Origin of the sequence: Sideroxyarcus emersonii (genome assembly GCF_021654335.1) — a bacterium.
Taxonomy (GTDB): Bacteria; Pseudomonadota; Gammaproteobacteria; order Burkholderiales; family Gallionellaceae; genus Sideroxyarcus; species Sideroxyarcus emersonii.
The window spans coordinates 1417237-1439611 of the sequence record NZ_AP023423.1 but is presented as its reverse complement, the minus strand read 5'-3'; the positions used below and the strand labels follow the sequence as shown (position 1 = coordinate 1439611).

Below are 22375 nucleotides of genomic sequence, written 5' to 3'. Positions count from 1 at the left end.
TTCGAAGGAGCATGAAATGAAGACGTTATTTTGTGCAGGTTTGATGTTTTTCTCCTGTGTCATACAGGCTCATGCGGACGGCTCGCGCATCGGCGTGGTCGATACCGAGCGCATCCTGCGCGAATCCGAGCAGGCCGTCCGTGCCGAGAAGAAGATCGAGCGCGAATTCGCCTCCCGCGATCAGGAGATCAAGAAGCTGATCAAGCAAAGCAAGGATCTGCAGGCCTCTCTGGAGAAAGACGGATCGAACATGTCCGATCCGGTGCGCCGTACCAAGGAACGCGAACTGGCCAATATGAACCTGACGCTGCAGACGCTGCAGCGCGAATTCCGCGAAGACCTGAACCTGCGCAAGAACGAAGAGCTGACGGCGGTACTGGCCCATGCGGACAAGGCGATACGGGAGATCGCGGAGAGCGAGCAATATGATGTCATTTTGCAGGAGGCGGTCTACCGCAACCCCAAAGTGGATATCACGGACAAGGTTCTGAAGTATCTCGCCAACGAGGCGCCCGATAAATCCGAGAAGTGACCTGAAAGAATCGTTTTGATGGAACGTACAGCCTACCGACTGGCAGACATCGTAGCGCGTTTCGGCGGGCAGGTGATGGGAGATGCCGATACCCAGGTGCGGCAGATCGGCACACTGGAGCATGCGGCGGCCGGCCAGATCACATTCCTGGCCAATGCCAAATACCGCAGCCAGCTCGAACGCAGCCATGCCTCTGCGGTGATTTTGTCCAAGGCCGATGCGGATGCAACATCGATGCCGCGTATCGTTTGCGACAACCCCTATTCGTACTTCGCCAGGCTTTCGGCATTCCTCAATCCGTTGCCGGAATGCATACCCGGCATCCATCCTTCGGCGGTCATCGGTAAAGACGCGCAGATATCCGGGCAGGCCCATATCGGCCCGCATGTGACGATAGGGGCAGGTGCAGTGATCGGTGCGGGCACGGTGGTGATGGATGGGTGCAGTATCGGCGAGCGCGTGACCGTGGGGCAGCACACGCGCTTGTACCCGAGAGTGACGGTCTATCACGACTGTATCGTCGGCAACCATGTCATTGTGCATTCCGGCGCGGTGATCGGCGCGGACGGCTTCGGCATCGCCATGGAAGAAGGCAGATGGCTGAAGATTCCGCAGATCGGCCGTGCGGTCATCGGCGACCACGTCGAGGTCGGGGCGAACACGACCATCGACCGCGGCGCGCTGGACGATACGGTGATCGAGGAGGGCGTGAAGCTGGATAATCAGATTCAGATCGCGCACAACGTGCGCATCGGCGCGCATACCGCCATCGCAGGCTGCGTGGGCATCGCCGGCAGCGCCACGATCGGAAAATATTGCCGAATCGGCGGCAGCGCCGGCATCCTGGGGCATCTGCAGATCGCGGATCATGTCGAAATCGCTTCTTTCACGCTGATCGGAAAATCCATCACCGAAGCAGGCAGCTATGCCGGAGTGTTCCCATTCAGCAAGAACGAGGAGTGGCGCAACAATGCAGTGCATCTGCGGCATCTGGGCGATCTGGTCAAACGCGTCAAGGTATTGGAAAAAGAGCTGGAATCATTAAAAGGGGAGAGAGTATGAGTACCGCGATGGACATCCATGAGGTGTTGCAGCATTTGCCGCACCGCTATCCGTTCCTGCTGATCGATCGAGTGCTCGAAGTCGTTCCGAACGAAAAGATCGTGGCGCTCAAGAACGTTTCCATGAACGAACCGTTCTTCCCCGGGCACTATCCGCATCATCCGGTGATGCCGGGCGTACTGGTGATCGAGGCGATGGCGCAGGCTGCCGCCATCCTGTCGTTCAAGACCATGGGCACTTTGCCCAGCGACGATTCGGTGTATTACTTCGTCGGCATCGACAACGCGCGCTTCAAGCGCCCAGTCAGTCCCGGCGACCAGTTGATCTTCACTGTGACGATAGGCATGAACCGGCGCGGTATGTGGAAATTCATCGGCAAGGCTGAGGTGGATGGCCAGGTCGCCGCCGAAGCCGAACTGATCTGCACCCTGCGGACCAAGTAATGGACAGCTTGCGCCACCCGACCGCGATCGTGCACCCGCATGCCAAACTGGCCGACGATGTTTCGGTCGGCGCCTATTCCATCATCGGCGAGCACGTCGAGATCGGCGCCGGAACGGTGGTCGGGCCGCATGTGATCATCGACGGACACACCACCATCGGCAAGGGCAACCGCTTTTTCCAGTTCAGCTCCATTGGCGAGATCCCGCAAGACAAGAAATACAAGGGTGAACCGACACAGTTGATCATCGGCGACAACAACACCATCCGCGAAAATTGCACCTTCAACCTGGGCACCGTGCAGGACGGCGGCGTCACTTCCATCGGCAGCGATAACTGGATCATGGCATACGTGCATGTGGCGCACGACTGCCACATCGGCAACCACAACGTTATCGCCAACTCCGTCCAGTTTGCGGGCCATGTGACGGTCGGCAATCACACCCTGATCGGCGGCATGAGCGGCATCCACCAGTTCGTCCGCATCGGTGATTTCGCCATGATCGGCTTCCAGACGCGCTTGTCGCAGGACCTGCCGCCGTTCGTGACTGCCGTCGGCAATCCGGCCGAAGCCAAGGGGCCACATCAGGAAGGTCCCCGCCGTGCCGGTTATTCGGCCGCCCGTCTCGACATGATTAAACAGATGTACCGCACCTTGTATCGCGCCGGCAGCAGTTTCGATGCGGCCAAGCAGGAGATCGCGGGCCTGCGCGGGCAGGTACCCGAGGCCGATGCGGACTTGGAGAATATGCTGACCTTCCTGGGCAATGCCAGCCGCGGCATCGTTCGTTAACATCCCATGAATTCAACTACCAAAACCATTGCCATGGTCGCCGGCGAAGCTTCGGGCGATCTCCTTGGCAGCCTGCTGATGGGCGCCATCAAACAGGTTGCTCCGAATGTGCGCTTCATCGGTATCGGCGGTCCCAAGATGCAGGCCGAAGGGATGGAAATCCTGTTCCCGATGGAGAAGCTGGCGGTGAACGGCTACCTGGAGGTGCTGCGGCATTACCGCGAACTGGTCGGGATCCGCCGCGATTTGCGCGAGCGCTTCATCGCACAACCGCCGGATATCTTCATCGGTGTGGATGCGCCGGATTTCAATCTCGACCTCGAACTGGCGTTGAAGCAGCATGGCATCACCACCGTCCATTACGTCAGCCCGTCCATCTGGGCATGGCGCGGCGAGCGCATCCACAAGATCAGGCAAGCGGTGTCGCATATCCTGGCGCTGTTTCCGTTCGAGGCGCCGCTGTATCAGCAAGCTGGGGTTCCCGTCAGCTATGTCGGCCACCCGCTGGCAGACATATTGCCCGAAGTGCCCAAGCGTGCCGAGATGCGCGAACAGATGCGCATCATGCCCAAGAGCGCAAAGGTGTTCGCCTTCCTTCCGGGCAGCCGCCAGGGCGAAGTACGCCGCCTGGCCAGGACCTATATCGAGACGGCGAAGTTGATCCTGCAGCAACTGCCCGAGGCACAATTCCTGGTCCCTCTGGCCAGCCGCGAGACTCGTACCATATTCGAGAACGAGATTTGGAAACAGGAAGCGCAGCAGTTGCCCATTACCCTGCTGTTCGGCCACGCGCACGATGCCATGATCGCCGCCGACGGCGTGCTGGTTGCTTCGGGTACCGCCACGCTGGAAGCTGCGCTGCTCAAGCGCCCCATGGTCATCACCTACAAGATGTCCGGCCTGTCCTACTGGCTGGCCAAGCGCAAGCAGTATCTGCCTTATGTGGGATTGCCGAACATACTGGCCGGAAAATTTGTCGTGCCGGAGATATTGCAGGATGATGCTACGCCGGAGAACCTTGCGCAGGCGTTGCTGAATCTGATCAACAGCAAACAGGCGGTGGCGGAACTGGAACAGATATTCACCCAGATGCATCAGACCTTGCGCCAGGACACCGCACAGAAAGCGGCGGCTGCCATCCAGCCCTATCTGGCATGAACAATATCCTGCTCGTCTGCGGCGTGGATGAGGCAGGACGGGGGCCTTTGGCGGGGCCGGTGAGTGCGGCTGCCGTCATCCTCGATGCTGCCCGTCCGATCGCTGGCCTGGCCGATTCAAAGAAGCTTTCCGAAAAGCAGCGCGACCTTCTGGCCCCCATCATTCGCGAGCGCGCCCTGGCCTGGGCCGTAGCCCATGCCCAAGTGGACGAGATCGACCAGCTCAATATCCTGCAGGCGACGCTGCTGGCGATGCGACGTGCTGTGGAGGGACTGAGCCTGCGGCCGCATCAGGTGCTGGTGGATGGCCTGTATTGCCCGCAGACCGGCATTCCGAGCGAGGCCATCGTCAAGGGCGACAGCAAGGTTGCGGCAATCTCGGCCGCGTCCATCCTGGCCAAGACCGCACGCGACGAACTCATGTTGAATCTGCATGAGCGATATCCGCAATATGGCTTCGATGGCCACAAGGGCTATCCCACCGCAGCCCACCTCGCCGCGCTGCGCGAGCACGGGGTTTCCGACGTGCACCGCCGAAGTTTCAAGCCGGTACGCGACCTGCTTTCCCCCTCGGGACAACAGGGTAAATAGCCTGCGACTTGGCGTCCGCCAGACGGGAAGTAGTATCATTCAAAGCGGGCAGAGGGATATCCGGTCTGCCATGCTTGTTCGACAACCCATTTGAATCCACTGCATACCATCATGACCCTGTTCAAACTCATCCATCTCGTCGCCGTGCTCATCTGGGTCGGTGGCATGTTCTTCGCCTATGTCGTGTTGCGTCCGGCAGCTGTTGAAGTGCTGCAACCGCCGGAGCGGCTGCGTTTGTGGAGCAACGTGTTCCGACGCTTCTTCAGCTGGGTGTGGGGCGCGGTGGCGGCGATCCTTGCCAGCGGGCTATACATGATCTATCTGTACGGCGGGATGTCGGGAGCCCCGCGTTTCGTCCATGTCATGTTGCTGCTTGGGCTGATCATGATGGGCATCTATGGTTATGTATTTTTCGCCTGCTATGTGCCGCTCAGCCTGCATGTCGCCAAGGAGCGCTGGAAAGAGGCGGGCGAGATACTGGGCAAGATACGCAAGCTGGTCGGGGTGAACGTGATATTGGGCTTGCTTACCGTATGCGTCGCAGTGATCGGGGCGATGCCAACCTGAGGTGGCCGTCATCGAGCATTCGGCCACATGCCGGATGCTTGGCGCTGCCTTATTCATCTGATGGATAGCGGTCGGGAGCGGATATGACAAGTGTGTCAAAATCTTTGCACTGGCGGATTGCCTCAAGACTGCTGGTTGCCTGGCTGGTCCTGTCTGCGATAGCTGGTTCGGCTGCCTACTATTTGGAACAGGGGCGACTCGACGATTTCGTGTCCAGGCTGGTTGGGACAGAAGCCAGCCGGATCAGTGCCCGTATCGCCCCGAAGGCTTTTGAAAGCCAACTGGACCGCTATCTTCCCGCAATCGAAAAGACCCTGGCCGAGTCGCGCTTCGTCGGTATCCGCCTGTATGGCGCCCAGCAGAAAATACTGCTGGAACGCTGGAATACCTTGGATGCGAAGGTGGCGGAGGACGTCGCTGCCCATCACCATCGCTTCCTGGGTATTTCAGGCAAGCAGGCGCGTAATTACTGGATAGACGAAAAACTGTACATCCAGTCGGTCCAGCCATTGTCCGAAGGTAAACAGACCTACGGTTACCTGGAAGGCATCTATCAGGTCGATGCACACGTCACTGCCGCGCTGATACATCACATCGAAGATGTCGTGATCGCCGTGGTGGTCATGGTCACGCTGACGAGCCTGGTGCTGTATCCCGTCATCCTTTCCCTCAACCGCCAGACAATCCGGCTGGCGGACGATTTGCTGCAGACCGATCTGGATCTGCTCCAGACGCTGGGCAGTGCCATCGCCAAGCGCGATTCCGATACCGATGCCCACAATTACCGTGTCACGCTTTATGCAGTCAAGCTGGCCGAGTTCCTCAACCTGAAGCGCGCAGAGATCCAGTCGCTGATCCTGGGAGCGTTCCTGCATGATGTGGGCAAGATTGGCATACCCGACCATATTCTGCTTAAGCCGGGTGACCTCACCCCGGAAGAGACCAGAATCATGCGGACGCATGTCGAACTGGGCGCGGACATAGTCAGTCATTCGAACTGGCTGCGCAGATCCAGGGAGGTGGTTCTGGGGCATCACGAGCGCTTCGACGGCAAGGGTTTTCCGCGCGGTGCCCGCGGCGAATATATCCCGCTGATCGCCAGACTCTTTGCGGTGGTGGATGTCTTCGACGCCCTTACGTCGCGCCGCCCATACAAGGAGCCGATCCCGTTCGACGAGTCGTTGCGCATACTGCGCGCCGAATCGGGCAGTCATTTCGATCCGGACATCCTTGCGGCCTTCGAGAAGATCGCGCCGGAATATTACGAACAATTCTATCTGGCCGATGAAAGGTCATTGCAGGCGATGCTGCAGAATGTCATGGCGAAATATTTCCTGATGGAGATCCCCGGCTGACCTGTTCGCGTTTCGGCGATATGCCTTGGTCAGACGATCCGATTCGGGTTTTATTCTCCCAATTCCATTCGCCTTACATAATGGCAGGTGTAACCATGAGGGTGCTTGACCAGGTATTTCTGGTGATATTCCTCGGCACGGTAGAAAGCGCGATAAGGCACAACTTCGGTGACCAGCCTGGCTTTCCATTCGCCTGAAGCTTCCACCGTCCTGATCACTTCCTCTGCGGTGTGCTTCTGCATCTCGTCGAGATAAAAAATCGCCGAGCGGTATTGTGTACCGATGTCGTTACCTTGCCGATTGGGCGTGGTCGGATTGTGCATGCGGAAAAATTCGAACAGCAGGTGGCGGTAGGTCAGCCGTCGCGGATCGAACACGATCTTCAGCGATTCGGCATGGCCGCTGTTGCCCATTTTGACCGTCTCATAGGTGGGATCCTGTGTGGCGCCACCGGTATAGCCGACGGTTGTTTCCAGCACGCCATCGATCTGGCGCACCAGTTCCTCCATGCCCCAGAAACATCCGCCCGCAAGGTAAGCTGTCTGGCTGGTGTCGTTCATCATATTGCTCCTTTCGCTCCGGCATGGCTTTCAGCAGTCGCAGGAAGCATGCCGGGACCGCCCCTGTGCGGAGCCGAGGCCGCGGCAAATCATAGTCACCGTACGGGTTGCTGCACAAGAGTTTTTCGCGGTAGCATCATTCCGTACGCCCAGCGTACTCATGATCCACCGGGACTTCCTTGGGCGATACTTGACAATTATGCAGGACAATAAAGTACCTCAAAAGAGTTATACGCCTACATACCTTATAGGTATGGACTTCGATCTGGGGTGCGTGCCTAATTGGTTTACATATCGGTTGCTTCTTGTATGTCGGCTGATATAAGGGTGGTTTTTGGAATATTACTTGCATTCAACGAATAATCAGGAGATCAAAGAACTATGAAAACTATTCTGATCAGCATGGTCGCATCAATCGGTCTGGTGGTTGCAGGCTCCACTCTGGCGGCAGACATGCCGGCGGCTGGCAAGGCAAAATGCGGCGCCTGCCATTCCATCGACAACAAGATGGTCGGCCCGGCATGGAAGGATGTGGCCAAGAAATATAAAGGCGACAAGGATGCGGCCGGCAAGATAGCTGCCAATGTAACCAAGGGTGGCGCATTCGGCTGGAAGATGGGCAACATGCCGCCCAAGGGCATGGGTGCAACGGATGCCGAGATCAAGAGCCTGTCGGAATTTATCGCCGGGTTGAAGTAGGGCGTTGTTGCTGCAACTTTTCAGGAGCGTCATGCCGAGGCAAGGCCGCGCAACGGGTTTTGTCCGATCATGGCGCCCTGATGTCGAATGTAAAAGGCCGCATTCAGCCGCAAGCGAGATCGCCGGAACTCAGGCAGCACGCAGCGGTGAGCAGATTGACTGAAATACTGGAGGTGGGCATGTCGCACATCAAATGGGCAATGTTGATTGCAACGATGATGGTCAGCATGACTGCCCATGCAGCCGAAGTCCTCAGAATCGAAATACCTCCGGAAATACAGTCGCAGGTCAGGATGCTTGGATGCGATGCTTGTCACGGCTGGACGCGAACCAAATTCGGGCCTGCCTGGCAGGACGTAGCCGATCGATATCGCGGCCAGACCAGCTATGCCTACAAGGGATTCAATATCGACAGTGAAGGCGAGAAGCTGCCGCTGGTAGCCGGGTTGGTGAAGAAGATATCAAAGGGCGGCAAAGGCGAGTGGAACGAATACATTCCCATGGCGCCCAACGATCCGCAGGGAATTCATGCGAAAGAAATCACCAATATCGTCAATTTCATCCTGTCGATTCCCCCCAAGAAATAACCTTCGCAGAACGCAGCGAATGAGTGCCCTGGCATCGGTGGAGCCTCGTTGCGACGTATCGTCATTCTGAATGAGGAGCGCCGAGCCTCTTCTTGAGAACAATATTTTTAATAAGCAATTGATTATAAATACACTTATCAGATGTCGGACAAATCGCGACCGACTCTAAGCAGCAATATTCACAAGAATCGCTCTTTCAACATGGCGTTGTCACAATTCATGATCGCCGTTTGAATATGGGGGCGCACTTCTGGACAATATTTTCATGTTGTTGCATCTAAGGGACAGCCTTCCGGCGCTGTACTGGCAAAAATCGTGATTCAAGTTAGAATGGCCCGTCTATCCTTACATTGTTGTTTTAATTCCCGGGGGAAAAAATGAAGAAAACTCTGCTTTCAATGCTCTTGCTTGGATGCGCTGCACAGGTGTATGCAGCCGATTCGATCAAGCTGGCTATCACCGGCCCCTTTTCCGGCGGTTCTGCTCCGATGGGCGCATCCATGCGCGACGGTGCAAAACTGGCCATCGCCGAAATCAACGCGGCAGGCGGTATCGCCGTCGGCGGCAAGAAACTGAAGATCGAGGTCATCGAGCGCGATGACGAAGGCAAGAACGACCGCGGTGCGCTGGTTGCCCAGGAACTCGCTTCGATGGACGACCTTTCCGGCGTGATCGGCTCGGTCAATACCGGCGTCGTGATGGCGGGCGACAAGCATCTGCAGGAAAAAGGCATCACCAAGATCATCACTCCGGCGGCAGGCTCCGCCTCAATGACGCAGTGGGCAGACAAGACTGACAAGCCGGGCCCGAAAGACCTGTCCATCTTCCGCTTTGCCGCACATGACGGCATCCAGGCTGCCATGGTGGTGGAAGAGGCGATCAATCGCAAGCTCACCAAGGTTGCGCTCCTGCACGATTCGACCAACTACGGCGTCTCCGGTCGCGACGACCTGCTGGCGCAGATCAAGGCCCAGGGCAACAAGCTGGAAGTGGTTGCCACCGAGAAGTTCAACATCGGCGACAAGGACATGACGGCGCAATTGCTCAAGGCCAAGACAGCCGGTGCACAGGCGATCCTGATCTGGGGTATCGGTCCCGAACTCGCCGCAGTCGCCAACGGCATGGACAAGATCGGCCTGAAAGTGCCGCTGATCGGCGGCTGGACGCTGTCGATGTCGAACTATATCGACAATGCCGGCAAGAATGGCAACGGTACCTTGATGCCGCAGACCTTCATCGAAGAGCCCATCACGGCGAAAGCCCGCAGTTTCATCGACGGCTATCACAAATCCTACAAGGTCGATCGCATCCCTTCCCCGGTTTCCGCCGCGCAGGGCTACGACGCCGTGTATATCTTTGCCGCTGCGGTGAAGCAGGCGCAAAGCACCGACACCAGGAAGATCAAGGAAGCGCTGGAAGACCTGAAGGAGCCGGTCAAGGGCGTGATCGCCACCTGGAAGCACCCGTTCTCGAAGTGGAACCCGGCTGACGAGCAGACCCACGAAGCCTTCCGTCGCGAGAATGCGGTCATGGGTATGGTCAAGGATGGTCGAGTGGTCTTTGCGAACGAAGCCGACAAGCAACGCCTCATCAAGCAAGAGAAGTAATCCATGGATGTAGTCCTCCAAATGGGGGTAAGCGGGGCCCTGATGGGCCTCGTTTACGCTCTGATCGCCTATGGCTTTCAACTCACGTTTGCCACCAGCAAAAGCATCAACTTCGGCCAGGGCGAGCTGGTCATGCTCTCGGCCTTCATCAGCCTGACCTTGCTCAACCTTGGGCTGCCTTACTGGCTGATGGTCCCCGCCGGCCTGCTGTGCGGAGTCCTGCTCGGTCTGGTGGTGGAACGCCTGGCCGTGCGTCTAGCACTCGAACAGAAGAGCGAAGGCTGGATATTGATGACCATCATCCTCGGCCTGTTCGGGTTTTCCGCGGCCGAGAACATCTGGGGCAGGGACGATCATCCCTTCCCGACGCCGATTTCTTCCGACCCCATGCATTTCTTCGGTATCAGCGTCACGCCGGTCGAACTGTCGGTCGCGATCGGAGTGCTGTCGGTGATGGGCCTGATCGAACTGTTCAAACGCAAGACCCTGTGGGGCAAGGCGTTCGAGGCGGTCTCCGCCGATCGCGATGCGGCCGAACTGATGGGCATCTCGGCGAAGCGAACCATCATGCTCTCATACGGATTGTCCGGCATGGTCGCCGCGATGGCCGGCATCCTGGTTTCCCCCATCACCACTGTCGGCCCGACCATGGCGTCGGCGCTCATCCTGAAAGCGTTCTCCGTGGCCGTGGTGGCCGGGCTCGATTCCGGCTTCGGCGTGGTGCTGATCGGCCTGTTCCTGGGAGCGCTGGAAAGCCTGGCAAGTTTCTATATCGGCAGCGGCTGGCGCGAAGCACCCGGCCTGATCCTGCTCATTTTGGCTCTGGCCATGAAACCCAACGGGGTGTTTGGCAAGGCCAGCATAAGGAAAGTATAAGTTGAAAAGAATCCTGCTCGTCAATGGCGCAGAACTCGTCGCCTTCATCCTTCTTGCCTGCATCCCGCTTGCTGTCAGCAACGCCTATGTACTGGGACTGCTGACGCTGCTGGCCATCTACGGCATCCTGCTGATCGGGCTCGACGTCAGCGTCGGCTATCTGGGGCAGGTGAACCTCGCGCACGCTGCCTTCCTCGGCCTGGGTGCCTATGCCGGCGGCTTGTGCGTGATGACGTTCGGCTTCACCCTGTTGCCCGCCTTGCTGGCCAGCCTGCTGGTCGGCTTTGCGTTCGGCGGCTTGCTTGCTTTCCCTGCGTTGCGCCTGGAAGGGCCGCAATTCGCGCTGGCCACGCTCAGTTTCTCCGCACTGACCGCCACGACGCTGAACGAACTCGAGAGCATCACGCAAGGCGCGCAGGGGCTGCAGGTGGACCGGCCGCTGCTGTTCGGCTTCCATCTCGATCCGCAGAGTTTCTTCTGGCTGTGCCTGGTCCTGCTGGCATTCACCTGGGTCGCCATGAAGAACCTGCTGCATTCGCAATGGGGCAGGGCGTTCGAGGCATTGCGCGACAGCCCCATTGCCACCGATGCGATGGGAGTTGGCGTATTCCGCCACAAGGTGGCGGCGTTTGCGCTCGGTTCCGGGCTGGGCGGTTTGGCCGGCGGCCTGTACGCCTTCAATTTCCAGTTCCTGCAGCCGAACAGCTTCGTCTATGAACTGATGGTGATCCTGCTGCTCGGCGTGGTGCTGGGCGGGCGCAAGAGCCTGTGGGGCGCGTTCGTCGGCGCCTGCCTGATCGTGCTGCTGCCCAACCTGCTGTCCAACCGCTCGCTGTTCCAGGTGTTCTCCTTCATCGGGCTGTTTTTCGCGCTGATGGCAGGAACGGTCACCTTCCGCAAGCAGCGCAAGATCACTTTCCAGGTCGCGGCCCCCATCGTCAGCATGACCCTGCTGGTTGCCGGCAGCCTGCTGGTGGTGAATACCGAAGACTGGCGCAAGGCGATCTTCGCGCTGATGCTGTTCTCGGTCGTGGTGGGCTTGCCCGAAGGTTTGATGGGCTTCGCCGGCAAACAGTTGTCGCGGCTGTTCAAGGTGCCTGCACGTCCCTTGCCCGCGCCTTCCACGCTGGAATCGGTACTGCCGAAAAAAGAAGAGAGCGGGCTGCTGCTGGAGCTCGTCGAGGTCAAACGCCACTTCGGCGGCATCAAGGCGGTGGACGGCGTGTCGATGCAAGTGCTGGCCGGCCATGTGCACGGGTTGATCGGCCCCAACGGTTCCGGCAAGAGCACGCTGGTGAACGTCATCTCCGGCCTGTATGCGCCGAGTGCAGGGCAGTTGCGACTGCGCGGCGAAGACCTGCCCAAAGGCAGCCTGTTCAAGGTATCCAGGGCCGGGGTCGCACGCACCTTCCAGAACCTGCAGTTGTTCGCCGAATTGAGCGCGCTCGAAAACGTCATGGTCGCCTGCGAAGGCGCATACAGGAAATCGCTGCCGCTCGTCCTGCTGGGTTTCGCCTACGGCGAGGAACACAAGGCACAGGCGGATGCGCTGGCCCTGCTCGAACTGGTCGGCCTGGCGAACGAGGCGAGGACCAAGGCCAAGGACCTGCCATACGGTGCACAGCGCTTCCTGGAGATCGCGCGCGCGCTGGCGCGCAAACCCAAGCTGCTGATCCTGGATGAACCCGCTGCGGGCCTGGCGCATCCGGATGTCTTGAACCTCATCGAGATCGTCCGCAAGATCCGCGCGCGCGGCATCACCACCATCCTGATCGAGCACCACATGAGCGTGGTGAACGAGGTCTGCGATTTCGTCACCGTCCTCGACGAAGGAAAGATCATCGCGCAAGGCCTGCCCGATGACGTCAAGCGCGATCCCCACGTGATCGCCGCTTATCTGGGCGACAGCAAGGAAGCATCGACCTCGTCCAGGAAACTCGGCGAATCCACCATGCTGCGCGTCGAAAACCTGCATGCCGGCTATGGCGCCAGCGAAGTGCTGAGCGGCGCCAGTTTCGAGGTGAGGACGGGTTCCGTGGTCGCGCTGATCGGCGCGAACGGCGCCGGCAAGACCACGGCCATGCGCGTGCTGTCCGGCATGCTGAAACCGAGCAAGGGCAAGGTGCTGCTGGATGGCAAGGAAGTGCAGCATCTGGGCGCCTCCCGGATCTCGCGCCTCGGTCTGGCGCACTCGCCGGAAGGGCGCAAGATATTCGCGCCGCTCTCGGTCGAGGACAACCTGCTGCTCGGCGCGTATACCCGCCTGCCCAAGGTATTCGGCTTCGCATCCAAAGCCGGTGCGGACCTGGAAAAAGTCTATGCGCTCTTCCCGCGCCTGCACGAAAGACGCAAGCAGGCGGCTGGCACACTGTCCGGCGGCGAGCAGCAGATGCTGGCCATCGGGCGCGCGCTGATGGCCAACCCCAAGATCATCCTGCTGGACGAACCTTCCATGGGCCTCGCACCGGTCATCGTGCAGGAAGTCTTCGTCATCATCAACAAGCTGAAGGAGGCCGGCATCACCATGTTGCTGGTCGAGCAGTTTGCCAAGAGCGCGCTGGAGGTGGCCGACTATGCCTACGTGCTGGAGCACGGCCGCATCGCCGTCGAGGGCACACCGGAAGAACTGGCCAAGAACGAGCGCGTACTGGCGGCTTATCTGGGTTGACGGCACGGAGGCATCAGCCTGGATTTGGCATCGAACATCTGGCTGCACGGCAGCTTTCGGAAAGGGATCGGGATGCTTGAAGAAATGATCAGGAAATTCAGGGACGCGGAAGGGCGCTCGGAATTCGTCATCGCCGTCGTCTGCGACATACGCAATTTCTCCGGCTTCAGCGTCGGCCGCCAGGCGCCGGAGATCGCGATGTTCATCCGCAAGTTCTACGAGAAGCTGCTCAGCGTGTATTTCACCGATGCGGTGTTTGCCAAGCCCACCGGCGACGGCCTGCTGATGGCCTTCAGGTACAAATACGACCAGGCCGACCTGCTGTCGGTCGCCGAGTCCGTGCTGCGGCAATGCCAGAAGGCGATCAACGATTACCCGACCATGTTCACCGACGATCTGATGATCAACTATCCGCTGCCCGAAAGGATAGGCTTTGGCGTCGCGCGGGGCACCGCGTTCTGCCTGTATGCGGGCGAGGAGGTCATCGATTATTCCGGCCAGATCCTGAACCTGGCGTCCCGGCTGAACGACCTGGCCAAACCGGGCGGGATCGTGGTCGACGGCGCCTTCCTGCTCGACGTCATTCCCAAGGCGCTGCAAGGCGACTTCCACATGGAAGAGGTCTACATCAGGAGCATCGCGGAAGATTCCCCGCATACCGTTTTCTGCTCGAAAGACGTGGTCATCCCGGAATCCGCCAAGACCCCGATCAATTCGCACACCTGGGAAAAGGTCGAACGTGTCGTGCCGTACGGGCAGATCAGGAAAGTATCGAGCATCTACTCGATCCAGATGCCGGTCGAACCGGCTGCCAAGGACAAATGCAAGATCAAGATGTCCTGGAAGAGCATCGTCAATCCGGGACACCTGACCAGCATAGAAGTGACCGACTTCTCGCTGATCAAGGACGCGGAGGGGAACCGGATCACCTTCGACCTGGCCAGCGAACGCGAACGCCTGGCAGACGAGGAACTGAAGTCGGATAGCGAAGTGACGATCTGCGTGCACTACGTGGCCAAGATCGTTCCCGCCAAGGCTGCGGCCAAATAAGCAGCGGACAAGACATCGGATATCGCAAGACGTGTGCTGCTCCAGTACACGTCTTTTGTTTTTTGAAGAGCGGGTCGGGCATACTTTTGCTGTCAGGCTCCGTCCTGCGGGTTTATGCCGCATAATTGACGGCAAGCGACCTTGCTTGAGAGGCTGGCTGCGGCCCGGAGGGGTAGAAGGAACATCCATGGAAATATATGCTTACTGGTTCTTGTTGGCGTTGATACTGATCGGCCTGGAGATGGCAACAGGCACCTTTTACCTGTTGATGATCGCCATCGCGATGGCCGCGGGTGGATTGGCGGCCTTGCTCGGTGCCGGCATCAGCTGGCAGCTGGTGCTGTGTGCGTTGATGGTGGTCGCGGGCACCGTCGTTTTGCGGCGCTGGAAAAGCGGCCGGCCCAGGGAAACGACCGATGCCGGCCTCGATATCGGCCAGCCGGTGAAGGTGCTCAAATGGAACGACGACGGGACGGCGCGCGTGCACTATCGCGGCGCCGAGTGGGACGCGGAAACCGAATCGGTCGAAGCGCCGCACGACGGCCTGTTCTACATCAAGGCGGTGCGGGGCTCCAGCCTGGTCCTGACGCATCGCAAACCGCAGCAACATTAAGGAGGAAACATGGAAATCGCCCTGTTCATACTGGTTGCAGCCATCATCTTCATCGTCAAGGCGCTCAAGGTCGTGCCCCAGCAGCACGCCTGGGTGGTGGAACGCCTGGGGCGCTTCCATGCGGTGCTGTCCCCCGGCCTGAACATCGTCATCCCGTTCATCGACAGCGTCGCCTACAAACACCTGCTCAAGGAAGTCCCGCTCGATGTACCCAGCCAGATCTGCATCACCAAGGACAATACCCAGTTGCAGGTCGACGGCATCCTGTATTTCCAGGTGACCGATCCCCGGCTGGCCTCCTACGGCACCAGCAACTACATCATGGCGATCACACAGCTGGCGCAGACCACCTTGCGTTCGGTGATCGGCAAGATGGAGCTGGACAAGACCTTTGAAGAACGCGACGACATCAATCGCGCCGTGGTGGCCGCGCTGGACGAGGCAGCCACCAGCTGGGGCGTCAAGGTGCTGCGCTACGAGATCAAGGACCTGACGCCGCCGAAAGAAATCCTGCATGCCATGCAGGCGCAGATCACCGCCGAGCGCGAGAAGCGCGCACTGATCGCCGCCTCGGAAGGGCGCAAGCAAGAACAGATCAACATCGCCACCGGCGAACGCGAAGCCTTCATCCAGCGTTCAGAAGGCGAGAAACAGGCGGCGATCAACACTGCACAGGGCCAGGCTGAAGCCATCAAGGCCGTCGCTGCGGCCACCGCACAGGCGATCCAGCAAGTCGCACAGGCCATCCAGTTACCGGGGGGCATGGATGCGGTCAACCTCAAGGTCGCGGAAAAATACGTCGAAGCCTTCGGTAACGTCGCCAAGGAAGGCAACACCCTCATCCTGCCCGGCAATCTGGCGGACATGGGGACGATGGTGGCGACTGCGATGAGTATCGTGAAGGCGCAGAAATAGCGGGCGCGAAACCGGTGTATGCTTGTCGGCGCAAGTCGGCATCACGCCAGCGGCAGTTGAAAACAAGAATCGGGGGAGTTGCAAATGGGAGAGAATGAAGTGCAGCGCGAGATGGACCAACTGAGTGCGTTGATCGATAAGCTGGAAGCGAAAGCCGCGATCGGCCAGGCAGTCAGGCAGGCGCGGGAGACCGGTTCACCCGCCAAATTGCGCGATGCCTATTATTCCGTGGCGGACCCTGAGCTCAGGAACAAACTGATCTCGACCACCGGGAGGCTCGACCAGCTTTACCTGATCAAATGCGAGCAGGATGTATCGCTGGCGAAGGAGGGTGTGTCAAAGGCGGAAGCGAAGGCAGGACAGCACCCCTGGCCGCTGCTGGCGGCGGCCTATATCGGGCCGGTGGTGATCGGTCAATGGGGATTGGGGCTGTTCGGCGCGATCGGCGGGGCGGTCCTGGGTTATTTCCTGGGCCAATGGGTCTTCGACATGACCAAAAAAGAGAATGCCCGCGAGATCGACGAAGCGAAACACCTGCTGGCATCCGCACTCCGCTGCAGCGAAGCCGCCAAGGTCGATCCCTACCTGTTCAGCGCGGCGGAACAGCAGGGCGGCCAGCGCGAGAACTGAGCCGGTGCCGGCCTGGCCGGCGATACTGCAGGACCGACGCACTACAGCCTGAATCGATGTGCCATGTTCTGCAAGGTCGAGGACATGTGCTCGAGATGGGCGGCCGAACTCGACACCTCCGCAATCACCGAACTGTTGCCCTCCGTCATCTGGGCGATCTTTTCCACGTTATGCGTGATCTCGGTGCTGGCCATGCTTTGTTCCCTGGTAGCAGCGCTGATCTCCCCGATCATCGACACGATCTGGTGGGAACCGTCCTTGATCCTGTTCAGGGCGTCATGCACGCTCTTGACCTGCACCACCCCCTCGTCGACATAGCCTCTGCTGGCAGACATGCCTTGCGTGGCAGCCGAGATCTCCTGCTTGATCGAGTCGATCATCTCGGCGATCCGAAGCGTCGCCTGTCCTGTCCGTTCCGACAACTTGCGCACTTCGTCCGCCACCACGGCAAAGCCACGCCCCTGTTCGCCGGCGCGCGCCGCTTCGATGGCGGCGTTCAGGGCCAGCAGGTTGGTTTGATCGGCGATGTCCTTGATCACCTGCACGATGCCGCCGATCTCGGTCGAATGATCCTTGAGGGTGACGATTGCCTGTGACAGGTCATTCACGGAGTCGGCGATGCGGGCGATCTTGCTGGAGGCTTCCTGTATCAGTCGCTGTGCATCTTCCGACAGGTCGCTGGCGCCAGCCGAGGCGCTCTCGGTTTCCTGCGCGCGTTCGGCAACCAGGGTGATGCTGACGGTGACTTCTTCCACGGCCGCCGCTGTCGAGGAAGCAGCCTCGCTTTGCTGCTCCGAGTTGTGCGCAGCCTTGGCCGAGTTGGCCGCCAGTTCGCTGGAGGCATCGGCCACCGCCTCGGCAGCCTTGACGATGGCATTGACGAAACTGCCGAATTCTTCCGCCACACTGTTGACGCCCTGTGCCAGCGCAGCGATCTCATTCCCGGCAAGGGCTGCGCGTGCGATCTCCAGCCCCACGAACAAGGCACCGATGACCTCGCCGGAGCGTCCCTTCACCGGGTTGTACTGGGTCATGTAGTCGGTGCCGAACAGTCTGGCGCGGCCAGTGAAGGCCTGTCCCTTGAGCAAACTGCCATAAGCAGGGCGGGTACTGTCGAGCATCGTGCCGACCACACGCGTGCCGTTCTGCATCTTCAGGCAAGTGGCAATCCGGACGAAGTCTTCGCCGCGTCGAGCAAAGATTGTCGCCACGCCTTTCGTCTCGGCGAACAAACGATCCACCTGGCTGAAGTTCATGTTGAGTATCGTCTGCTCGTTCTTCAGCGCCGGCACCTGGGTCTTTCCCACCGTCTGCATGGCTTCGGGATGCAACGAGAAGCCGCCCTGGAAATAAGCGGAGAAGGTCTTGGCCAACTGGTCAACCCGCTGCAGCAACGCAGCCTCGTCCTGCACCGCCTCTTTGCGGGCTTCCTGCCATACGACCCGGGCCGTGATGTCTCCCTTGCCCAGCCTGGCCAATTGTTCTGCGATGTCCCTCAGGCTAACGAGCTGGCGCGCGATCAACCAATAGAAGATCAGCGCTGCGACCAGCGCCGTTGCCACCCCGGTCACCAATATCGCCCAGGAAGATTGCACTTCAAGAAGCTGTACCAGCAGCGCAAAGGAAAGCTCGGCGATGAGCAAGGCTGCAAGGCAATAAAGCGCGAACTTGTATTTGAGCTGGAAATTTTCAAAGCGCAGATTCATATTTTTTATCCCTGAATGCCGGCATATCTGATGGCCATCGATTGCGGTTTTGCCGCATGTTGACACGTTAGCAGGCAGGACAGAAAGGCAAGTGATGAATTGAGGCGGAAATCCCGGTTATTTCTTGAAAACAAAAGACAAATATCGAATGCCGAAATGGCGTGGCGAGAATGTGCACAGGCAAGAAAAATGGAATTTCGATGCGCAAAACAAGGCCGTATGCGTGGACGAACCGGTTCGGTTTAGCTGAAGGTCTATATCTTTTGGCATATATGACAGCAGGGTCATTGCTGCTAGTCTTCGCTGCGAAGTATCGATAGCACCTGCAGCACAAGATCGTTGTTCATTCATTCAATAGACCAAAGGGGAATGTTGTGAAGAATTTTCTGAGACTGGCCGCAATTCTGGGACTTGTCGCTTCAATGACCACCGGTTGCGCCAATCATGCCACCGCCAATGTCAGTCCGTCGACCAACCTGTCGGCGCTGAAAACCATGTACGTGAAGAAGATCCCGGCCGACGGACGCAAGATCAACGAGCTGGTTGCCGACAAATTCCGCAGCAAGGGCGTCACCGTCACCACCGGTGAAGAAGCTCCGCCGGCCAACGTCGATGCGGTGGTCGTCTACATCGACAAATGGATGTGGGACATGACCATGTACATGCTGGAACTGACCATCAACATCAACGATCCGAAGACCGGTGCCCAACTGGCCACGGGCAACTCGCTGCATACCTCGCTGACACGCAAGTCGCCGCAAGAGATGGTCGACGAGGTCGTCGACAACATCTACCAGAACAAGAAATGAACGAACCGATCACCGGGGCAGCCTGGCTGCCCCGTGTTGTTCATCGCCCCCAATAATTCAATCGACCCGAATGGAGCAGACTAAATGTTGAACTACCTGAAGACATGCGCGCTGGCAGCGATCATCGCCTTATCGGCAACCCCGGCCTGGGCTGGCAATTATTCGGAAGTGACCAGATCGGCGCTGATCATCAATGCCGGTTACGCCAAGGAAAAGAACGCCTGTACCTCGCCATGGTATACCGCCGTCATGAATGGAACCGGATGCTCGGAAGGACATAAGGCCTATCGCCTGGCCTACGACTACCAGTTCACCCCCACGTGGGGCATGGAAGCGAGTTACGGGGATTTCGGCAATGCCCAGGGATATGGCACGGTACTCATGACGGGCGTGCCTTACCAGTCCAACTGGTCGCTGAAATCCGGAGGATGGGCGTTTGCCGGCACGGGCACCTTGCACGTGGGCGACTCCGTCTCGTTCTTCGGCAAGATCGGCGTCGCGCGCGCCGAGTTCCAGGAAAAGCTCAACACCAGCAACAACTACACCGGCGTGTCATTAAACAATATCGGCATCGTCAATTCGGCCAAGAACGCCCTGACCTACGGCATCGGCTGCCAGATCGACATCAGTTCCAGCTTCGCCATCCGTGCGCAGTTCGAGAATTTCGGCACCTACGATGTCTACGGCCAATATGGTCTTCCGGGCACCGCGAAAGTGACCCTCACCATGGCATCCGCCGGCCTGGTCCTCAAGTTCTGACGCAACCCTGCACCCAGGTTCGAGCTGCCTTTTCCGGCATGCCGCATCGTGCGCGTACGGCATGCAGAAAAGCATTTCGAACCGGGATCATTGATTTTCCCGGCTCGCCCATAGCCGCTCCGACCCTTCCTGCGTGTCATATACCCCCGTAACTTTCCTCAACTATTGCGGTCTATGTAACCCCGCAACATCACAAGTCAGGAGGTTCATCATGGCGCAACTCCATTTACCTCGCATGTCCCACTTCCTCGGATGGGAAACCTTGACCCACAGTCATATCTCGGTCTTGAAACTGTTCTTCCTGTATGCATTGCCGCTCTCCGTGCTGCCGCCGGTCATGATCCATTACGCCGGCGTCACCTACGGCCAGCATGCAGGGATGGTGCTGAACGAGAGGCAACTGCAGACCATCGGTTTCGTGTTCTTCATTGCCGAACTGGCGATGACCTTCCTGGTTGCCTACGTCATCCAGCGCCTGGGCGAAGTGGTGAGCATCAAACCCTCCTTTGAGGATGCCTACAAACTCGCAGTAGTGGTGCCGACACCGTTATGGATCGCGCCGTTATTCCTGTTCATCCCCAGCGTGATCGTCAATGTCACCGCAGGCGCAGCGGCGATGGTCCTTTCCGGCATGCTGATCTTCTTCAGCCTGCCATCCATCCTCAAGGTCGAGGAAGAAGGCCATGCCATGCTGCTGTCCGGCTCCATCCTGGCAGCCGGCATGGTGGCATGGGCTGCGATGATGTATCTCACGCTGCTCACCTGGAGCTTTGTCACTTCCAACCTGCTGCTGATGCACTGAAGCGGCCGGCTGCAGAGCGGGGAAGGCGCAAGTCTTCCCCGTTTTTTTTGCGCCGGTTGCCACAAGGAAGCGCTCATAATTGACATCAGAACGTTCGTTCTGTATCTTCGGCAAGATGTATCTCATGCATGGGGCTGCTCCGGGACGCAGCAAAAACGGGCGTTTCCGGTGCGACACGGCAGCTTGAATCCGGATTCAACAGTTTTTCGAAGTGCCTGATCTGATTAACGTATTGATTGAGGAGATGTAGATGACCGAGGTGAAGAAGGTGAAATTGACACCCGATGAGATTCGCACTGCGAAGAACGCGGCAGCCGCAACAAAGACTTTGACCCTCGCCAACAAATCGATGCTCGCAGCCAACCAGGCAGCGGCAGAAGCCAGACAGGCACTGGAAGCCAGACAGGTCATCGCAGCACAAAAGGAAGAAGCTGCCAATGCAGCGCAAGCCGCTTATGCGGCAGCCGTAGAGAACCAGGCCAGCGCCGAGCAGCAGATGCGCGCCGCGCAGGAAGCCGGTGAAAGGGCGCGTGCAGATGCCGAAGCCGCGAGGATCGCCCGCATACAGGCGGCACAGGAAGCAGCTGCCGCCAAAGAACTGGCAAAGGAACAAGCAAAGCAACGTGCGCTGGAAGCCGCCGCAGCCAAACAGGCTGCTGCAGAAGCGAAGAAAAAAGCGGCAGAGGAAGCGGCTGCGTTGAAAAAAGCGCAAGCCGAAGCCCGGAAGAGGGCGGCCGAAGAGGCCGCGGCGCAGAAACAAGCCGAGGCCGAGGCCAGGAAGCTCGCCGCCGAGCAGGCCGCGGCAGCGAGGAAGGCGGAAGCCGAAGCCAAAAAACAGGCAGCAGCGGAAGCCGCCGCATTGAAGCAAGCGGAAGCGGAGGCACGCAAGCTGGCCGCGCAACAAGCAGCGGCCGCGAAAAAAGCCGAGGCCGAAGCGAAGAAGCAGGCCGCAGCAGAAGCCGCAGCGCAGAAGAAAGCAGAAGCGGAAGCCAGAAAACTCGCCGCGCAGCAGGCCGCTGCCGCCAGGAAGGCTGAGGCCGAAGCGAAGAAACTGGCTGCAGCTGAAGCGGCCGCGCTGAAGATCGCACAGGCCGAGGCCAGGAAAGCCGAGGCCGCAGCAATGAAACAAGCAGCAGCAGAAGCAGCGGCGTTGAAGAAAGCCGAAGCGGAAGCGCGCAAGCTGGCGGCGCAACAGGCCGCTGCCGAAAAGAAAGCGGAGGCCGAAGCCAGGAAGCAGGCCGCGTTGGAAGCAGCGGCGATCAAGAAGGCGGAAGCCGAGGCCAAGAAGATCGCCGCACAAGAAGCGGCGGCGGCAAGAAAGCTGGCAACCGAACAAGCCAGGCTGGCCGCACAGGAACTTGCCGCAGCGAAGAAAGCGGAAGCCGAAGCGCGCAAAGCGGCAGCGGCACAGGCAAAGCAGATCAAGCAGGAAGAAGCCGCAGCGCGCAAGGCTGCGGCAGCGCTGAAGAAGGCCGAGGCCGCCGCCAGAAAAGCCGCATTGGTTCCACCCGAACCAGTCTGGCCGTTCCCCGACGAGGAAAGCACGCAAGTCAGTTCGCTTTGATGAAGCGGAACAATCTGCCGGAGGCGAATCGT

At 59.1% G+C, this 22375-nt stretch carries 23 protein-coding genes and 1 pseudogene; 22 read left to right on the top strand and 2 right to left on the bottom strand.

Annotation, left to right across the window (positions count from 1 at the left end):
- Window positions 1–16: 16 nt before the first annotated feature.
- The 8 genes from L6418_RS07010 to L6418_RS06975 all read left to right on the top strand — a co-directional run bounded on the left by L6418_RS07010 (window position 17) and on the right by L6418_RS06975 (window position 6498).
- Window positions 17–532, top strand: coding sequence for an OmpH family outer membrane protein (locus tag L6418_RS07010; RefSeq protein WP_237246210.1), 516 nt, complete (start codon window positions 17–19; stop codon window positions 530–532).
- An 18-nt stretch (window positions 533–550) separates the two neighbouring features.
- Window positions 551–1594 carry a UDP-3-O-(3-hydroxymyristoyl)glucosamine N-acyltransferase gene (lpxD, locus tag L6418_RS07005; protein ID WP_237246209.1) on the top strand — a complete coding sequence of 348 codons (1044 nt, stop codon included), beginning with the start codon at window positions 551–553 and terminating at the stop codon, window positions 1592–1594.
- Window positions 1591–2037: a 3-hydroxyacyl-ACP dehydratase FabZ gene (gene fabZ / locus L6418_RS07000; RefSeq protein WP_237246208.1), complete on the top strand. Its 447-nt coding sequence runs from the start codon at window positions 1591–1593 to the stop codon at window positions 2035–2037. Before lpxD ends, fabZ begins: the two co-directional genes overlap by 4 nt.
- A complete protein-coding gene (gene lpxA, locus L6418_RS06995) occupies window positions 2037–2828 on the top strand; it encodes an acyl-ACP--UDP-N-acetylglucosamine O-acyltransferase (RefSeq protein WP_237246207.1) in 792 nt (263 codons plus the stop codon). The genes fabZ and lpxA overlap by 1 nt, the downstream gene beginning before the upstream one ends.
- Before the next feature lie 6 nt (window positions 2829–2834).
- Window positions 2835–3986: a lipid-A-disaccharide synthase gene (gene lpxB / locus L6418_RS06990; protein ID WP_237246206.1), complete on the top strand. Its 1152-nt coding sequence runs from the start codon at window positions 2835–2837 to the stop codon at window positions 3984–3986.
- Window positions 3983–4576, top strand: a complete 594-nt coding sequence (gene rnhB, locus L6418_RS06985; protein WP_237246205.1) for a ribonuclease HII — start codon at window positions 3983–3985, stop codon at window positions 4574–4576. The genes lpxB and rnhB overlap by 4 nt, the downstream gene beginning before the upstream one ends.
- A 111-nt stretch (window positions 4577–4687) precedes the next feature.
- Window positions 4688–5143: a CopD family protein gene (locus L6418_RS06980; RefSeq protein ID WP_237246204.1), complete on the top strand. Its 456-nt coding sequence runs from the start codon at window positions 4688–4690 to the stop codon at window positions 5141–5143.
- A gap of 83 nt (window positions 5144–5226) precedes the next feature.
- The gene (locus tag L6418_RS06975; protein ID WP_237246203.1) at window positions 5227–6498 is read left to right on the top strand and encodes an HD-GYP domain-containing protein; all 1272 of its coding nucleotides are present in this window, start codon (window positions 5227–5229) and stop codon (window positions 6496–6498) included.
- 50 nt (window positions 6499–6548) lie between these two features.
- Here L6418_RS06975 and msrA read toward each other — a convergent pair whose 3' ends face one another.
- Window positions 6549–7061 carry a peptide-methionine (S)-S-oxide reductase MsrA gene (gene msrA, locus L6418_RS06970; protein WP_332875541.1) on the bottom strand — a complete coding sequence of 171 codons (513 nt, stop codon included), beginning with the start codon at window positions 7059–7061 and terminating at the stop codon, window positions 6549–6551.
- Between the two features lie 378 nt (window positions 7062–7439).
- On the opposite strand from msrA, the gene L6418_RS06965 reads away from it, so the two are divergent.
- The 10 genes and pseudogenes from L6418_RS06965 (at window position 7440) to L6418_RS06925 (ending at window position 16703) form a co-directional block, all read left to right on the top strand.
- Window positions 7440–7757, top strand: coding sequence for a c-type cytochrome (locus L6418_RS06965; RefSeq protein ID WP_237246202.1), 318 nt, complete (start codon window positions 7440–7442; stop codon window positions 7755–7757).
- 179 nt (window positions 7758–7936) lie between these two features.
- On the top strand, window positions 7937–8344 hold the full coding sequence (locus L6418_RS06960; protein ID WP_237246201.1) for a c-type cytochrome: 408 nt from the start codon (window positions 7937–7939) through the stop codon (window positions 8342–8344).
- Window positions 8345–8721: 377 nt separating this feature from the next.
- Window positions 8722–9951, top strand: a complete 1230-nt coding sequence (locus tag L6418_RS06955; protein ID WP_237246200.1) for an ABC transporter substrate-binding protein — start codon at window positions 8722–8724, stop codon at window positions 9949–9951.
- Window positions 9952–9954: 3 nt separating this feature from the next.
- A complete protein-coding gene (locus tag L6418_RS06950; protein ID WP_237246199.1) occupies window positions 9955–10827 on the top strand; it encodes a branched-chain amino acid ABC transporter permease in 873 nt (290 codons plus the stop codon).
- A gap of 1 nt (window position 10828) precedes the next feature.
- A pseudogene (locus tag L6418_RS13470) lies at window positions 10829–12727 on the top strand (ABC transporter permease subunit); the annotation flags it as partial.
- A 51-nt stretch (window positions 12728–12778) separates the two neighbouring features.
- Window positions 12779–13495: an ABC transporter ATP-binding protein gene (locus tag L6418_RS13465; protein ID WP_332875556.1), complete on the top strand. Its 717-nt coding sequence runs from the start codon at window positions 12779–12781 to the stop codon at window positions 13493–13495.
- Window positions 13496–13567: 72 nt separating this feature from the next.
- A complete protein-coding gene (locus L6418_RS06940; protein WP_237246197.1) occupies window positions 13568–14545 on the top strand; it encodes a hypothetical protein in 978 nt (325 codons plus the stop codon).
- Between the two features lie 187 nt (window positions 14546–14732).
- Entirely contained in the window at window positions 14733–15158 is a 426-nt protein-coding gene (locus L6418_RS06935; RefSeq protein ID WP_237246196.1) for an NfeD family protein, read from the top strand.
- 9 nt (window positions 15159–15167) lie between these two features.
- Complete coding sequence (locus L6418_RS06930; RefSeq protein ID WP_237246195.1) at window positions 15168–16073, top strand: SPFH domain-containing protein; 906 nt, start codon at window positions 15168–15170, stop codon at window positions 16071–16073.
- Between the two features lie 84 nt (window positions 16074–16157).
- Window positions 16158–16703: a hypothetical protein gene (locus L6418_RS06925; RefSeq protein ID WP_237246194.1), complete on the top strand. Its 546-nt coding sequence runs from the start codon at window positions 16158–16160 to the stop codon at window positions 16701–16703.
- Window positions 16704–16744: 41 nt separating this feature from the next.
- Here L6418_RS06925 and L6418_RS06920 read toward each other — a convergent pair whose 3' ends face one another.
- A complete protein-coding gene (locus L6418_RS06920) occupies window positions 16745–18409 on the bottom strand; it encodes a methyl-accepting chemotaxis protein (RefSeq protein WP_237246193.1) in 1665 nt (554 codons plus the stop codon).
- A 374-nt stretch (window positions 18410–18783) separates the two neighbouring features.
- Here L6418_RS06920 and L6418_RS06915 point away from each other — a divergent pair, with 374 nt between their 5' ends.
- The 4 genes from L6418_RS06915 (at window position 18784) to L6418_RS06900 (ending at window position 22343) form a co-directional block, all read left to right on the top strand.
- Window positions 18784–19218 carry a hypothetical protein gene (locus L6418_RS06915; protein WP_237246192.1) on the top strand — a complete coding sequence of 145 codons (435 nt, stop codon included), beginning with the start codon at window positions 18784–18786 and terminating at the stop codon, window positions 19216–19218.
- Between the two features lie 84 nt (window positions 19219–19302).
- Window positions 19303–19977, top strand: coding sequence for a hypothetical protein (locus L6418_RS06910; RefSeq protein ID WP_237246191.1), 675 nt, complete (start codon window positions 19303–19305; stop codon window positions 19975–19977).
- A gap of 211 nt (window positions 19978–20188) precedes the next feature.
- Window positions 20189–20779, top strand: a complete 591-nt coding sequence (locus L6418_RS06905) for a YIP1 family protein (protein WP_237246190.1) — start codon at window positions 20189–20191, stop codon at window positions 20777–20779.
- A 250-nt stretch (window positions 20780–21029) separates the two neighbouring features.
- Window positions 21030–22343 carry a hypothetical protein gene (locus L6418_RS06900; protein WP_237246189.1) on the top strand — a complete coding sequence of 438 codons (1314 nt, stop codon included), beginning with the start codon at window positions 21030–21032 and terminating at the stop codon, window positions 22341–22343.
- The last annotated feature ends 32 nt before the right edge of the window (window positions 22344–22375 follow it).